The organism is Aquibium sp. A9E412 (assembly GCF_030398335.1).
In the GTDB taxonomy this organism is placed as follows: domain Bacteria; phylum Pseudomonadota; class Alphaproteobacteria; order Rhizobiales; family Rhizobiaceae; genus A9E412.
In genome coordinates, this window is record NZ_JAOAOP010000015.1 from 1 (window position 1) to 15,083 (window position 15,083).

13 protein-coding genes are annotated in these 15,083 nt (G+C 71.5%); all 13 read right to left on the reverse strand.

Annotation, left to right across the window (positions count from 1 at the left end):
* Nucleotides 1-40: 40 nt before the first annotated feature.
* The gene (gene infB, locus N1F89_RS08010) at nt 41-2,596 is read right to left on the reverse strand and encodes a translation initiation factor IF-2 (RefSeq protein WP_290083174.1); all 2,556 of its coding nucleotides are present in this window, start codon (nt 2,594-2,596) and stop codon (nt 41-43) included.
* Nucleotides 2,593-3,228 carry an RNA-binding protein gene (locus tag N1F89_RS08015; RefSeq protein WP_290083176.1) on the reverse strand — a complete coding sequence of 212 codons (636 nt, stop codon included), beginning with the start codon at nt 3,226-3,228 and terminating at the stop codon, nt 2,593-2,595. Before N1F89_RS08015 ends, infB begins: the two co-directional genes overlap by 4 nt.
* A gap of 41 nt (nt 3,229-3,269) precedes the next feature.
* Nucleotides 3,270-4,898 carry a transcription termination factor NusA gene (gene nusA / locus N1F89_RS08020; RefSeq protein ID WP_290083178.1) on the reverse strand — a complete coding sequence of 543 codons (1,629 nt, stop codon included), beginning with the start codon at nt 4,896-4,898 and terminating at the stop codon, nt 3,270-3,272.
* Nucleotides 4,899-4,941: 43 nt separating this feature from the next.
* Nucleotides 4,942-5,577, reverse strand: coding sequence for a ribosome maturation factor RimP (gene rimP, locus N1F89_RS08025; RefSeq protein ID WP_290083180.1), 636 nt, complete (start codon nt 5,575-5,577; stop codon nt 4,942-4,944).
* 144 nt (nt 5,578-5,721) lie between these two features.
* A complete protein-coding gene (locus N1F89_RS08030) occupies nt 5,722-6,387 on the reverse strand; it encodes an FAD-binding oxidoreductase (protein WP_290083182.1) in 666 nt (221 codons plus the stop codon).
* A 57-nt stretch (nt 6,388-6,444) separates the two neighbouring features.
* A complete protein-coding gene (locus tag N1F89_RS08035) occupies nt 6,445-7,143 on the reverse strand; it encodes a tRNA (guanine(46)-N(7))-methyltransferase TrmB (protein ID WP_290083183.1) in 699 nt (232 codons plus the stop codon).
* 20 nt (nt 7,144-7,163) lie between these two features.
* Complete coding sequence (metK, locus tag N1F89_RS08040; protein WP_290083185.1) at nt 7,164-8,438, reverse strand: methionine adenosyltransferase; 1,275 nt, start codon at nt 8,436-8,438, stop codon at nt 7,164-7,166.
* Between the two features lie 345 nt (nt 8,439-8,783).
* A complete protein-coding gene (locus tag N1F89_RS08045; RefSeq protein ID WP_290083186.1) occupies nt 8,784-9,194 on the reverse strand; it encodes a helix-turn-helix domain-containing protein in 411 nt (136 codons plus the stop codon).
* Nucleotides 9,195-9,333: 139 nt separating this feature from the next.
* Nucleotides 9,334-10,911, reverse strand: a complete 1,578-nt coding sequence (lnt, locus tag N1F89_RS08050; RefSeq protein WP_290083188.1) for an apolipoprotein N-acyltransferase — start codon at nt 10,909-10,911, stop codon at nt 9,334-9,336.
* 72 nt (nt 10,912-10,983) lie between these two features.
* Complete coding sequence (locus N1F89_RS08055) at nt 10,984-12,033, reverse strand: hemolysin family protein (protein ID WP_290083189.1); 1,050 nt, start codon at nt 12,031-12,033, stop codon at nt 10,984-10,986.
* A gap of 27 nt (nt 12,034-12,060) precedes the next feature.
* Nucleotides 12,061-12,558 carry an rRNA maturation RNase YbeY gene (gene ybeY, locus N1F89_RS08060; RefSeq protein WP_290083191.1) on the reverse strand — a complete coding sequence of 166 codons (498 nt, stop codon included), beginning with the start codon at nt 12,556-12,558 and terminating at the stop codon, nt 12,061-12,063.
* 11 nt (nt 12,559-12,569) lie between these two features.
* Complete coding sequence (locus N1F89_RS08065; protein ID WP_290083269.1) at nt 12,570-13,589, reverse strand: PhoH family protein; 1,020 nt, start codon at nt 13,587-13,589, stop codon at nt 12,570-12,572.
* A 38-nt stretch (nt 13,590-13,627) separates the two neighbouring features.
* Nucleotides 13,628-15,043, reverse strand: coding sequence for a tRNA (N6-isopentenyl adenosine(37)-C2)-methylthiotransferase MiaB (gene miaB / locus N1F89_RS08070; RefSeq protein WP_290083193.1), 1,416 nt, complete (start codon nt 15,041-15,043; stop codon nt 13,628-13,630).
* Nucleotides 15,044-15,083: the final 40 nt, after the last annotated feature.

Here is a 15,083-nt window from a genome sequence, read left to right on the forward strand (position 1 = left end):
TGGCGGCGGCGAAGCGGGTCCCGCTTCGCCGGCAGGAGCCTCAGAGCGTGCGCGTGACGTGCTCGACGCGGAAGGCCTCGATGACGTCGCCGGCGCGGATGTCCTCGTAGCTCTCGAAGGCCATGCCGCACTCCTGGCCGGCCGGCACCTCGGCCACCTCGTCCTTGAAGCGCTTGAGCGTCTTCAGCTTGCCCTCATGGATGACCACGTTGTCGCGGATCAGGCGCACGCCGGCGCCGCGCTCGACCTTGCCCTCGGTGACCCGGCAGCCGGCCACCTTGCCGACCTTGGTGATGTTGAACACCTCGAGGATCTCGGCGTTGCCGAGGAAGGTCTCGCGCCGCTCGGGCGACAGCAGACCCGACATGGCGGCTTTGATGTCGTCCACCAGGTCGTAGATGATGTTGTAGTAGCGGATCTCGATGCCGGCCTGCACGGCGGCCGTGCGCGCCTGCTTGTTGGCCCGCACGTTGAAGCCGATGATCGCCGCCTCCGAGGTCTCGGCCAGCGAGACGTCGCTCTCGGTGATCGCGCCGGCGCCCGAATGCACGATGCGCGCACGCACCTCGTCGGTGGAGATCTTCTCCAGCGCGTTGGCGATCGCCTCGATCGAGCCCTGCACGTCGCCCTTGATGATGAGCGGGAACTCCTTGAGCCCGGAGCTCTGGAGCTGCGACATCATCTGCTCGAGCGAGCCGCGCTGGCCGGCCTGGCGGGCCACCGCCTTCTCGCGCGCCTTGCGCTGGCGGTACTCGGAGATCTCGCGGGCGCGCGCCTCGTTCTCGACCACCGCGAAGCGGTCGCCGGCCTGCGGCGTGCCCTGCAGGCCGAGGATCTCGACCGGCGTCGAGGGCGGCGCCTCCTTGACCTGCTCGCCGCGCTCGTCGACGAGCGCGCGCACGCGGCCCCACTCGTTGCCTGCGACCAGGATGTCGCCGGGACGCAGCGTGCCGGCCTGCACCAGCACGGTCGCCACCGGGCCGCGGCCGCGGTCGAGCTTGGCCTCGACCACCACGCCCTCGGCACTGCGCTCGGGGTTGGCCTTGAGCTCGAGGATCTCCGCCTGCAGCAGGATCGCCTCGAGCAGACGGTCGAGATTGGTGCCCTTGGTCGCCGAGACCTCGACGTCCTGCACCTCGCCGCCCATCGATTCGACGAACACCTCGTGCTGCAGCAGCTCGGTGCGCACCTTCTGCGCGTCGGCCTCCGGCTTGTCGACCTTGTTGATCGCCACGATGATCGGCACGCCGGCCGCCTTGGCGTGGTTGATGGACTCGATCGTCTGCGGCATCACGCTGTCGTCGGCCGCCACCACGAGCACCGCCACGTCGGTCACCTCGGCGCCGCGCGCGCGCATCGCCGTGAAGGCGGCGTGGCCGGGCGTGTCGATGAAGGTGATCGGCTGGCCGTCCTTCTCGACCTGGTAGGCGCCGATGTGCTGGGTGATGCCGCCCGCCTCGCCGGACACCACGTTGGTACGGCGGATGGCGTCGAGCAGCGACGTCTTGCCGTGGTCGACATGGCCCATGATGGTGACGACCGGCGGCCGCGGACGCAGGTCCTCGGCGCTGTCCGCGACATCGAACAGGCCTTCCTCGACGTCGGATTCCGCCACCCGCTTGACCGAGTGGCCGAACTCGGCGGCCACCAGCTCGGCGGTGTCGGCGTCGATCACGTCGCCGGGCTTCATCATCTGGCCCTGCTTCATGAAGTACTTGATGACCTCGACCGAGCGCTCGGCCATGCGCTGGGCGAGCTCCTGCACGGTGATCGTCTCCGGCAGCACCACCTCGCGGGCGATCTTCTCGCGCGGCTCCTGGTGCTGGGCGCGCTTGAACTTCTCCTGGCGGCGGCGCATCGACGACAGCGAGCGGCCGCGCGCCTCGTCGCCCGACAGGGCGCTGTTGAGGGTCAGCTTGCCGCGCCGGCGCTCGGCCTCGCCGCGCGGCTTGGCCGGCCGCGCCGCTTCCGGGCGGGCGGCGGTGCGCCGCGGCCCGGCGGGTCCGCGGCCGCGCTCGCCGGCGTCGCTCTCCGCCTCTTCGGCGGCCGGCGCCTCGGGCTTCGGCGCGCGGCGGCGCGCCTCCTCCTCGGCGCGGCTGCGCGCCTCGGCCTCGGCCTTCAGGCGCGCCTCCTCCTCGGCCTGGCGGCGGGCGGATTCCTCGCGCTCCAGGCGGCGGCGCTCCTCTTCCTCGGCGCGGCGCTTGGCGTCCTCGGCGGCGCGCTGGCGCTCCTCGGCCTCGCGCACCTTGGAATCCTGCAGCGCGCGGCGGCGGGCCTCCATCTCGTCGGTCGACAGCTCGTTGAGCACCACGCCCATGCGGCCCTGCTGCGGGCGCGGACGCGGCGTCTCGGCCGCCGGCGGCGGCGCGGCCGGGCGCGGCTTGGGCTTCGTCACGGCGACGGGCGCCGGCGCCTCGGGGCGCTCGTCGGGGCGGGCGAACTTGCGCTTCTTGGTCTCGACGACGACGGACTTCGAGCGCCCATGCGAGAAGCTCTGGCGCACGGTCCCCTGCTCCATGCCGGGGCGCTTCAGCGTCAGAGTCTTCTTCTTGTTGACGCTCAGCGTCTTGTCGTCACCCGTCTTCGTGTCGCTCATTCCAAATCCTCTGCGGCGTTCGCCGCAAGTGTCGTCCGGTTGTCCGGGGTGCCGCCTCGATATGTGTCGAGCCGCACCACGCGCTTCAAGGCCGCAGCGCCCGCATCCCTATCGAGCACCGCAGCATGTATCACATTTGTGCCCCCCAATGCCAAACCCAATTCGGCCGCCGAAAAGAGTTTGAACGCCGGGATGATCGGGCCGCCCTGCCGCGCCACGGCGCGGCGCGCCTGGTCGATGCGGCGCAGGCCGTTGTCGGAGGCTTCCAGCGCATGCAGCACTGCGCGTGCCTTGCCGCTGCGCACGGCGGCCTCCACCTTGGTCGCCCCCAATGCCACGGCTGCCCCCTTGCGCGCAAGGCCGAGCGCCCCGAGCGCGGCCCTGGCGAGCAGCGCGTCGACCTGGGCGCCGAGCTCCTCCGGCGCCGTGACCGGCGCCTTCAGCGCGCGCGGAAAGAGCTTGCGGCGCACCGCCTGGTCGACCCGGTCGCGGCGCGCCGTCACCCAGCAGCCGCGGCCGGGCAGCCGGCGCTTGAGGTCCGGCACCACCGTGCCGTCGGGCGCCGCGACGAAACGCAGCAACGCCTCCGGCGGCGCGCTGTCGCGCGTCACGATGCAGGTGCGGTCGTTCATCTCGCCAGCCGGTGCGCCGGACGCGGCCGCCGCCATGGCGCTCAGGCCCCGGCCTCCGCGCCGGTCTCCTCGGCCTCGGCCTCGCCCTCTTCGCCCTCTTCGGCCTCTTCCCCGGCCAGCTCCTCCTCGGTGATCCAGCCGATGGCGAGCCGCGCGGCCATGATCATCTGCTCGGCCTCCGCACGCGAGACGTCGAAGCCGTCGAGCACGCCGGGGAAGAACTTGGTCTCGCCGTCCTGGCGCTCGCGCCAGCCGACCAGGTCGTCGACCGCATAGCCGGCGAAGTCCTCCATCGTCTTCACGCCGTCCTCGCCGAGCGCCACCATCATCGCCGTGGTCATGCCGGGCACGCCGCGCAGGTCGTCCTCGACGCCGAGCTCGCGCCGGCGGGCGTCGTGCTCGGCCTCGATGCGCTCGAGATACTCGCGCGCGCGGGTCTGGATCTCCGTCGCGGTGTCCTCGTCGAAGCCGTCGATCGAGGCGATCTCCTCGAGATCGACATAGGCGACCTCCTCGACGCTGGTGAAGCCTTCCGAGGCGAGCACCTGGCCGACCATCTCGTCGACGTTGAGCGCCTCCATGAACAGCGTCGAGCGCTCGACGAATTCCTTCTGCCGGCGCTGCGATTCCTCCTCCTCGGTCAGGATGTCGATGTCCCAGCCGGTGAGCTGCGAGGCCAGCCGCACGTTCTGGCCGCGCCGGCCGATGGCCAGCGAGAGCTGGTCGTCGGGCACCACCACCTCGATGCGCTCGGCATCCTCGTCGAGCACCACCTTGGCGACCTCGGCCGGCTGCAGCGCGTTGACGATGAAAGAGGCGGCGTCCTGCGACCACGGGATGATGTCGATCTTCTCGCCCTGCAGCTCGCCGACCACCGCCTGCACGCGGCTGCCGCGCATGCCGACGCAGGCGCCGACCGGATCGATCGAGGAATCGTGGCTGATCACCGCGATCTTGGCGCGCGAGCCGGGATCGCGGGCGACCGACTTGATCTCGATGATGCCGTCGTAGATCTCCGGCACCTCCATGGCGAACAGCTTGGCCATGAACTGCGGATGGGTGCGCGACAGGAAGATCTGCGGGCCGCGCTGCTCGCGGCGCACGTCGTAGACATAGGCGCGCACGCGGTCGCCATACTTGAACATCTCGCGCGGGATCAGCTCGTCGCGGCGGATGATCGCCTCGCCGCGGCCGAGGTCGACGATCACGTTGCCGTACTCGACGCGCTTGACCGTGCCGTTGACGATGTCGCCGATGCGGTCCTTGTATTCGTCGTACTGGCGGTCGCGCTCGGCCTCGCGCACCTTCTGCACGATCACCTGCTTGGCCGACTGGGCGGCGATGCGGCCGAAATCCATCGGCGGGAGCTGCTCGGCGATGAAGTCGCCGACCTGGGCGTCGGGGTTGCGCTGGCGCGCCTCGGCGAGCGGGATCTGGCGGGCCGGGTCCTCGATGTCCTCGGCGACCTCCATCAGCCGCTGCAGCTTCATCTCGCCGGTCTGCGGGTTGATGTCGGCGCGGATGTTGGTCTCCTGGCCGTAGCGCGAGCGCGCCGCCTTCTGGATCGCGTCGGCCATCGCGGCGATGACGATCTGCTTGTCGATGGACTTCTCGCGCGCCACCGCGTCGGCGATCTGAAGAAGCTCTAGCCTGTTTGCACTGACTGCCATGTCCGTCTCCCTGGCAAATCCGCGGGCGCCCGGCGCCCCGATGTCACGCGGCGTCGCCGCCGTCCTCGCTGCCGCCGCCGCGGCGCGCGCGGCGGCGCGCCTGGCGGTCCTGCTTGTCCTTCTTGAGCGCCTCGCGCACCAGATCGTCGGTCAGCACCAGCCGCGCCTCGGCGAGCGCCTCGAAGGGGATGTCGAGCCGCGGCTCCTCGCCATAGGCCGGCTGGTCGCGCTCCAGCGTGATGCCCGTCTCGCCGGCCTCGGCGATGCGGCCGCGGAAGCGCTTGCGCCCGGCGATCGTCGCCGCGGTCTCGAGCTTGACCAGATGGCCCAGCGCGGCGGCGAAGTCGGACTTGCGCACCAGCGGCCGGTCGATGCCCGGCGAGGAGATCTCGAGATTGTAGGCGGTGTCGAGCGGGTCCTCCACGTCGAGCACCGGCGACAGACCGCGGCTGACCTCCTCGCAGTCCTCGACCGTCATCGAGCCGTCGTCGCGCTCGGCCATGATCTGCAGCGTGTGGCCGTTCTGCGCCGTCAGGCGCACGCGCACCAGCCGATAGCCCATGCCGCGCAGCACCGGCTCGACGATCGCCGCCAGGCGCGCGTCGATGCCGCTCTCGCGGATGATGCGGTCGTCGCCGGTCGTCGCCCGGCCGCCCTGTTGCGGATCGCCCTCAGCCATCGCTCACCCAAACGGCCGCAACCCAACAAAAAAGAGCGGGTCCCGGGGGCCCCACTCTTCGCCGTTACGACCAAGAATTGTGCTTCTCACGTAATCGAAAGCGCCGATCTTTTCAAGCCCCGAAGCGACGGCGCGCCGCGCCGGCTATTCCTCGAACACCAGCCCGTCGGGATCGGCGCCCAGCGCCTTCAGCGCGCTGGTGATGTCGGCGACCATCTTGTCGGGGCCGCAGACGTAGAAGCGCTGGCCGAAATCGGCGACGTGGCGCTCGAGGAAGTCGCGGTCGACCGGCCCGCCCGACAGCGGGCTTTCCGGCTCGTCGGTGACGACGAACAGCGTGTCGAGCCCGTCCATCGCCTCCCACGTCTCGCGCATGATGATGTCGGCCTCGGTCTTGTTGGAGAAGACCAGCCGGTTGCCGGCGATCTCGCCCCTGCGCGCCAGGTCGCGCAGGATGGCGATGAAGGGCGTCAGCCCGGCGCCGCCGGCGATGAAGGTGCCCGGCCCCTTGTAGCGGATCGTGCCCCACGGCGCGTCGATCAGCAGCGCCTCGCCTGCCGCGATGCGGCCGAGCGCGTCGGTCACCCCCTCGTGCTCGGGATAGATCTTGATGGTGAACTCGAGCTGCGGGTCGTCGGTCAGGCCGGTGAAGGTGAACGGCCGCTTCTCCTCGCGCCAGCCGTCGCGGTCGATCGCCACCTCGGTCGCCTGGCCCGGCGTGAAGTCGTAGCCCTGCGGCCGCTCGAGCCGGAAGCGGCGCACGTTGTGCGTGACCATCTCGGTGTCGAGGATCCTGACGCTGTGGGGCATGGCTTGGCTCCTTCCATCGCTTGGCCGCTGCACCGGACCCGCCACCGGCGGCGCGGATCAGCGCCGCACGAAGGTCAGGTAGGCCGGCACCCGCCCTTCGCCGAGCGCCTTCTTCTCGTAGCGCGTTCCCGGCCAGCCGGCAAAGGGGCGGCGCCAGTCGTCGGCCGTCTCGGCCTGCCAGGCGAAGGCGGGGTGGTCGCGGCAGACGAGCAGCGTCCAGTCGACATAGCTGGCGATGTCGGAGGCGAAGCGGAAGCGGCCGCCCGGCCGCAGCACGCGGGCGAAGCGGTCGAGATTGGCGCGGTTGACGAAGCGCCGCTTCCAGTGCTTCCGCTTCGGCCAGGGGTCGGGATAGAACAGGTCGATGCCGTCGAGCGAGGCCTCCGGCAGCCAGTCGAGCAGACGCGTGGCGTCGTCGTCGAAGAGGCGCAGATTGCCGGGCGACGCGCCGTCGAGCGCGGCCGCGAGCTTGGCCATGCCGTTGACGAAGGGCTCGACGCCGATGAAGCCGGTGTCGGGGTGCCGCGCCAGCGCGTCGAGCAGGTGCTCGCCGCCGCCGAAGCCGATCTCGAGCCGCACCGCGGCGACCGGCACGGCGAACAGCGCCGCCGGATCGGCCGGCGCGGGGCGGGCCAGATCGAGGCCGAGCGCGGCCAGCGCGGCATCGAGCGCCGCGCGCTGCGCCGGCCGCAGCCGCTTGCCGCGACGGCGGCCGAAGAAGGCCTCGCTCGCCCTGCTCGGGTGCTCCTCGGCCATGGCGGCGCCGGCGGCCCGGATCAGACCTCGGCGACCGCCTTCCTGAGCGCCTTGGCGAGGTCGGTGCGCTCCCACGAGAACGAGCCGTCGCGCCCGGCCTTGCGGCCGAAATGGCCGTAGGCGGCGGTCTTGGCGTAGATCGGCTTGTTGAGGTCGAGGTGGCGGCGGATGCCGCTCGGCGACAGGTCCATCACCTTGCGCAGCGCCATCTCGACCTGCTCCTCGGTGACCTTGCCGGTGCCGTGCAGGTCGACATAGACCGACAGCGGCTGGGCGACGCCGATGGCGTAGGCGAGCTGGATGGTGCAGCGCTCGGCGAGACCGGCGGCCACCACGTTCTTGGCGAGGTAGCGCGCGGCATAGGCGGCCGAGCGGTCGACCTTGGTGGTGTCCTTGCCGGAGAACGCGCCGCCGCCATGCGGCGCGGCGCCGCCATAGGTGTCGACGATGATCTTGCGGCCGGTCAGGCCGGCATCGCCGTCGGGGCCGCCGATGACGAAGGTGCCGGTCGGGTTGATGTACCAGGTGCAGTCGGGCGCGATCGACAGGCCGCCCGACGACAGCGCCTCGACGATGTAGGGCTCGACGACGGCGCGCACCTTCTTGTTGTCCCAGCTCGGATCGAGATGCTGCGTCGACAGCACGATCTGCGTCGCCTCGTGGGGCTTGCCGTCGACGTAGCGCACGGTGACCTGGCTCTTGGCGTCGGGGCCGAGCCGGGCGGCGTCGCCCTCGCCCTTCTTGCGCGCGGCGGCGAGCAGCTCGAGGATCTTGTGCGAATAGTAGATCGGCGCCGGCATCAGGTCGGGCGTCTCGCGGCAGGCGTAGCCGAACATGATGCCCTGGTCGCCGGCTCCCTCCTCGCCCTGCCGGTCGGCGGCGCTGTCGACGCCCTGGGCGATGTGCGCCGACTGGCCGTGCAGCAGCACGTCGACCTTGGCCGTCTTCCAGTGGAAGCCGTCCTGCTCGTAGCCGATGGCGCGGATGGCACGGCGCGCGGCGGAGCGGAAGCGGCTCGGATTGATCGCCGGCTCGCCCTTGGAATCGGTCAGGAAGCGGCCGTCCTTGCCCTTCTTGAGCAGCGTGTCGGGCACCCGCACCTCGCCGGCGATCACCACCCGGTTGGTGGTGGCCAGGGTCTCGCAGGCGACGCGCACCTTCCACGGGTCCATGCCGGCCTTCTTGGCCTCGCGGTAGACAAGGTCGACGATCTCGTCGGAAATCCGGTCGCACACCTTGTCGGGATGGCCTTCGGAAACCGATTCGCTGGTAAACAGATAGTTGCTGCGCGCCACGGGTGTCCCCTCTCGAAACAAAGGCCGGCGCTGCTGCCGGCCGGAGCGCGTCCTGTTAGCCAAGCGGCGCGAAGAACGTCAAGCGCAACGTCGCCCGGCCGGGCACGGAATCGCCGGCGCGCCGCATTCCCGCAGCGGCGCGCGGGGCCGGCCGCGCACAAACGCCGGCCGCTGCGGTGCGCACGGGCACGACCGGACCGTGCCCCGGCGCGCAGCATCCGTGCTCTGCCGGACGAGACCATGCCGCGGAGAGGCGCTCGAGCCGCTCCGCCCTCCAGCCAACCGCAGACCGGCGCCAGCGCGTCGGCGCCCGGGCGAGCGGTTCCCGCGTCGCCCGGGAACGCGCTAGGTCTCTTCGGCCAGCGCCCGGACGAGGTCGATCACCCGCCGCCGCACCTTCGGATCGCTGATCCGGGCAAAGGCGCGGTTGAGCTGGATGCCCTCGGCCGAGTTGATGAAGTCGACGACATAGGCGGTCGGACTGTCCTCCGCCATGCCGGTCACTTCCTCGCCGTCGTGACCGGGCGCGCCTTCGAAGAAGAAGGAGACCGGCGTCGACAGAAGGGAGGCGATCGCCTGCAGCCGGCTGGCGCCGACCCGGTTCGTCCCCTTCTCGTATTTCTGGATCTGCTGGAAGGTGATCCCCAGCCCTTCGCCGAGCTTTTCCTGGCTCATGCCAAGCATGTTTCGGCGCAGCCTGATGCGGGCGCCCACATGGGCGTCGATCGGATTCGGTCGTTTTTTGTTTGGATTCATAGCCCCTTGCCGCCTTGATGCCGGCTTGTTTTTGAGGCCACCGGAACCGCGAAACCCTTGTTTCGAAGGCCCCAACGATCAAGAAGCTAGGCGGCATGCCCGGCGGCCCGACTACTATGGGTGCCGCAGGCACAACCTGTCAATTCGCGCGAGGTCGCCCGCGCATGCTACCCACAAGCGCGACAAGCGCGAGAAGCGCGAGGATCGCCGCGCCGTTGCGCGCCGGCGGGCCGAGGGTGAGGGTGCGCACGCGGCCGACCGGCAGCGCCCCCTCCAGCGTGCCGTAGGCGTCGAGGTCGAGCGCGTCGATCACCCGGCCGTAGCCGTCGACCAGCGCCGAGATGCCGTTGTTGGCCGCGCGCACCAGCGGCAGGCCGGCTTCCACGGCGCGCAGCCGCGCCTGGCGGAAATGCTGGTAGGGGCCCGGCGTGCGGCCGTACCAGGCGTCGTTGGTGACGTTGACCATCAGGTCGGCGCCGGCCGCCTGCGCCAGCACCAGCGAGGGAAAGATGATCTCGTAGCAGATCAGCGGCAGCGCGTTCGCGCCGTCGCCGACGGCGATCGTGCGGCGCGGCCCGCCGGCCGAGAACGGCCCCACCGTCTCGGCGATCTCCTCCAGGCCGAGCCGGCCGAGCAGGCCGGACAGCGGCAGGTACTCGCCGAACGGCACCAGATGCACCTTGTCGACCGCGCCGGCGATCTCGCCGGCATCGTCGACGGCGACGACGGCGTTGTAGTAGCGAGTCGGCGCGGCCCCGGCGCCGAGCTCGCGCCGCACCGCGCCGGCAAGCAGCATCTGCCCCTCGCCGAGCCGCTCGCCGAGCGCGGCCAGCGCGTCGGGCCGGTCGGTGAACAGGAAGGGCACGGCCGTCTCCGGCCAGACGATCAGCGGCACCGGGGCGGCGTCGGGCGGGAACGACAGGTCGAGATAGGTGGCGAAGATCGCGTCGCGCGCGTCGGTGTCCCACTTGCGGGTCTGGTCGATGGACGGCTGCACGACGCGCATCGCGAGCGTGCGCTCGGGCGCCGGCGCCAGCTCGAGGCGCACCAGGCCGTAGCCGGCGTGCAGCGCGGCGAGCAGGGTGGCGAGCGCCAGGCCGGCATGGGCGTGGCGGCCGGAGCCGAGCAGCGCCGGCATGGCGAAGACGAAGACGGCGAGCGCGTTCATGCCGAAAAGCCCGGTCACCGCGACCGACTGCATCAGCGGCTCGACCGGCATCGCCGCCTGGCCGATGGCGTTCCAGGGAAAGCCGGTCAGCACCACCGCGCGCAGCCACTCGGCCAGGCCGAAGCCGAAGGCGAGCGCGGCGATGCGGCCGATGCCGTCGCTCCACATCAGCCGCGCAACGAGCGTGGCCAACCCGTAGAAGACGGCCAGCACCGCCGGCAGGCCGATGACGGCGAGCGGCAGCGCCCAGGCGAAGGCCTCGGCGTCGACGAGCAGCGCGCGGCCGATCCACCACAGCCCGGCGACGAAATAGCCGAAGCCGAACCACCAGCCGACCGCGAAGGCGGGCAGCAGACGGCGCGGCCAGCGCGCGTCCGGCGCCCCCTCCGCGCCGTCGGCGAGCCACACGAGGACGGGGAAGGCGACGAAGCAGGCGGCGAAGAAGTCGAACGGCGGCTGCGCCAGGGCGGCCAGCGCGCCGGCCGCGACGCCGACGAGCGCGCGCTGCCAGCCCCACAGCAGAATCACTCGCCCGGCTAGGCTCTCCATGGCCGCTCCCACCGCCCGCGAATCACGGCATGAGACTTACCAGCACTGGCGGGCGGCTGAAAACGGCGGACATCAGCCCTCGGCCGGGCGCGCGCCGCGCCGCCGGCGCTCGCCGCCGCGGCCCTGCACGATGCGCACCCGCTTGACGCGGCGCGGATCGGCGTCGAGCACGTGGAACTCGAAGCCGGGCACCGCCTGCACCACCTCGCCGCGCGCCGGCACGCGGCCCAGCGTGTTGAAGATCATGCCGCCGACGGTGTCGACGTCCTCGGCGTGCTCGCCCGGCGTGAAGGCCTCGCCGATCATCTCGGCGACCTCCTCGATCTCGGCCTTGGCATCGACCACGAAGACGCCGTCGCCGACCTTGGTCACCATCGGCTCGTCGTCGTCGTGCTCGTCCTCGATGTCGCCGACCACCATCTCGACCAGGTCCTCGAGCGAGACCAGACCGTCGGTGCCGCCATACTCGTCGATGACCAGCGCGATCTGCACGCGGCCGGCCTGCATGCGCGCCATCAGGTCGGAGGCGAGCATCGACGGCGGCACGAACAGCACCGGGCGCAGCAGGTTGAGCTCGCCGATGGTGCGCGACAGGTCGACATGGCTGAGATCGAGCGGCAGCGCCGCCGCCTTGGCCGTGCGGCGCTTGCCGTTGCGCGCGGCGCGCGTGACGTGGGCGAGCACGTCGCGGATGTGCACCATGCCGCGCGGGTCGTCGAGCGTCTCGGCAAAGACGGGCATGCGCGAATGGCCCGACTGCTCGAACAGCTTGAGCAGGTCGCCGAGCGTCGTCGACAGGTCGACGGCGGTGATCTCGGCGCGCGGCACCATCACGTCCTCGACGCGCACCTCGCGCAGGCGCAGGATGTTGTTGAGCATCGCCCGTTCGCCGGGCGAGAACGACGTCGTGTCGTCGGTCTGGTGGGAGAGCGCGTCGGCCAGGTCCTCGCGCAGCGAGTTGCCGTTGCGCCAGCGGAAGAAGCCTGCCAGGCGCTCGCGCAGCGAGCGGTCGGGCGCGCCTCCCGCGGGGCTACTGCTACTAGAGCCGTCTTCGGCGTCGGCCTTGGCCGGTGGATCACCGCCCGGGGTGTCGCCGGCGGTCGCGAGTGTGTGCTGGTTCATCGTCTTTCGGTTGTTTCAAAGCTCTAGCTAGGCATACGGATCGGGAATCGCAAGACCCGCCAGGATGCGCGTCTCGCGCTGCTCCATCGCATCGGCCTCGGCCGGCGTCTCGTGGTCGTGGCCGAGCAGGTGCAGAAAGCCGTGCACGACGAGATGCGCGACGTGGTGGGCGAGCGGCCGGTCCTGCGCGGCGGCCTCGGCGGCCACCGTCCCGGCGGCCAGCACGATGTCGCCGAGCGGCGGCGCGGCGCCGCCCGGCAGCGCCGGCGCGGCGGCGGGAAACGACAGCACGTTGGTCGGCCGGTCCTTGCCGCGCCAGCGCGCGTTGAGCGCGCGCACGGCCGCATCGTCGGCGAACACGACGGTGACCTCGCCGGCCGGCGCGCCCTCGGCCGCCGCTGCGGCGCGGACCGCCGCCTCGGCGCACGCGACGAGCGCCTCCGGATCGGGCCAATCGCCCGCCTCGAGCAGGCATTCGACCGTCAGCAGCGCGTCGGCGCCCGCCGGCCGGTCCGCCACGGCCATCGCCGGCGCGCTCAGCCGTCGTCGCCCGCCGGGGCGGGCGGCAGGCCGGCGGCGTCGCGGTCGTAGGCAGCGACGATGGCGGCGACCAGCGGATGGCGCACCACGTCGCGCTCGTCGAAGCGCACGGTGACGATGCCCGGCACGTCGGACAGGACGCGCAGCGCCTCGACCAGGCCCGACTTGGTGTGCGGCGGCAGGTCGATCTGGCTCGGATCGCCGGTGACGATCATGCGCGCGTTCTCGCCCAGCCGGGTGAGGAACATCTTCATCTGCATGGTGGTGGCGTTCTGCGCCTCGTCGAGGATGACGACCGCGTTGGCCAGGGTGCGCCCGCGCATGAAGGCGAGCGGCGCGATCTCGATCACCTCGGCGGCCAGCGCGCGCTCCACCTTGTCGGCCGGCATCATGTCGTAGAGCGCGTCGTAGAGCGGCCGCAGGTACGGATCGACCTTCTCGCGCATGTCGCCGGGCAGGAAGCCGAGCCGCTCGCCGGCCTCCACCGCCGGGCGCGACAGCACGACGCGCTCGACCATGCCGCGCTCGAGCAGCATGGCGGCATAGGCGACGGCGAGGAAGGTCTTGCCGGTGCCGGCCGGGCCGATGCCGAAGACGAGCTCGGCACGCTCCAGCGCGCGCATGTAGGCGTCCTGGTTGGCCGAGCGGGCGTGGATGGTGCGCTTGCGGGTGGCGATCTGGGCGGCGGCCATGCGGCCCTTGCGCTCCATCGTCGGCAGGGTGAGCTGGTCGTCGGCGGCGATCGCCAGGCGCAGCGCGCCGTCGACCTCCGACGGGGTGAGCTCGGCGCCGCCCTGCAGCAGGCCGTAGAGATAGTCGAGGGCGCGGCGCGCCTGCTCGGTGGCGCCGGGCTCGCCCTTGATGGCGAGCTGGTTGCCGCGCGATCGGATGTCGACGCCGAGGCGCTGCTCGATGCGGGCGAGATTCTCGTCGAACGGCCCGTAGAGGGCGCCGGCCAGCTTGTTGTTGTCGAAGGTCAGTACGATATGCGCCATGTCCGACGCCCCTGCGGGCATCTCGTTCACTTGCGTGGCGGCGGTCAATCGCGTCTCCCTCAGGCGCAGGGTTGCGAGAACAGGCTGTTCGCGCCAGCCTCCGTGATTCGAACCTTCACAATGTCACCGATTTCGCCGGCCTTTTCATCAACAATGACCGGCTGAAGCCACGGCGAGCGGCCGACACGCTGGCCCTCGTGGCGGCCCGGCTTTTCCAGAAGCACGTCGATCCGCTTGCCCACGGTCGCCTCCGCGAAGGCGCGCTGCTGCTCGCCGAGCAGCGCCTGCAGGCGCTGCAGGCGCTCGGCCTTCACCGGCTCGGCCACATGGCCGTCCAGCTCGGCGCCCGGCGTGCCGGGGCGCGGCGAATACTTGAAGGAGAACGCCTGGGCATAGCCGATAGTTCGCACGAGCTGCATCGTCGCCTCGAAATCGGCCTCCGTCTCGCCGGGGAAGCCGACGATGAAGTCGCCCGACAGGGCGATGTCGGGCCGGGCGGCGCGGATGCGCTCGATCAGCCGCAGATAGTCGGCCGCCGTGTGGCGCCGGTTCATCGCCTTGAGGATGCGGTCGGAGCCGGCCTGCACCGGCAGGTGCAGATAGGGCATCAGGCAGTCGAGATCGCGATGCGCGGCGATCAGCGCGTCGTCCATGTCGCGCGGATGGCTGGTGGTGTAGCGCAGCCGGTCGAGGCCGGGCACCGCGGCGAGCCGGAACAGCAGCTCGCCGAGCCCCCAGGCGCGGCCGTCCGGCCCCGCGCCGTGCCAGGCGTTGACGTTCTGGCCGAGCAGCGTGACCTCGCGCACGCCGGCGGCCGCCAGCCGCTCGGCCTCGGCGACGATCTGGGCGACCGGGCGCGAGACCTCGGCGCCGCGCGTGTAGGGCACGACGCAGAAGGTGCAGAACTTGTCGCAGCCCTCCTGCACGGTGAGAAAGGCGGTGACGCCGCGCGCGGCGACGGCGCGCCGCGGGCCGGCCGGCAGATGCTCGAACTTGTCCTCGACCGCGTGCTCGGTCTCCACCACCTTCTCGCCGGCAGCAACGCGCGACAGGATCGCCGGCAGGCGGTGATAGGTCTGCGGCCCGACGACCAGATCGACGGCCGGCGCGCGGCGCAGGATCTCGCTGCCCTCGGCCTGGGCGACGCAGCCGGCGATGCCGATCACCGTGTCGCGGCCGGCGCGGGCGCGCGCCTCCTTGATCTGGCGGATGCGGCCGAGCTCGGAATAGACCTTCTCGGCCGCCTTCTCGCGGATGTGGCAGGTGTTGAGCAGCACCAGGTCCGCCTCCTCGGGCGTGGCGGCGCTCTCGTAGCCCTGCGGCGCCAGCGCGTCGGCCATGCGCTGGGAATCGTAGACATTCATCTGGCAGCCATAGGTCTTGACGAAGACCTTGCGCGGCGCGCGGCCGTCGGCCGGCCGCGGCGCGGCGGCCGCCTGGCGGTTCTCGCTGTCGAGCGTCACATCCTGCTCCATGGCGGCTGTCTAGCGTCTTTGGCCGGCCGATGCCAAACGG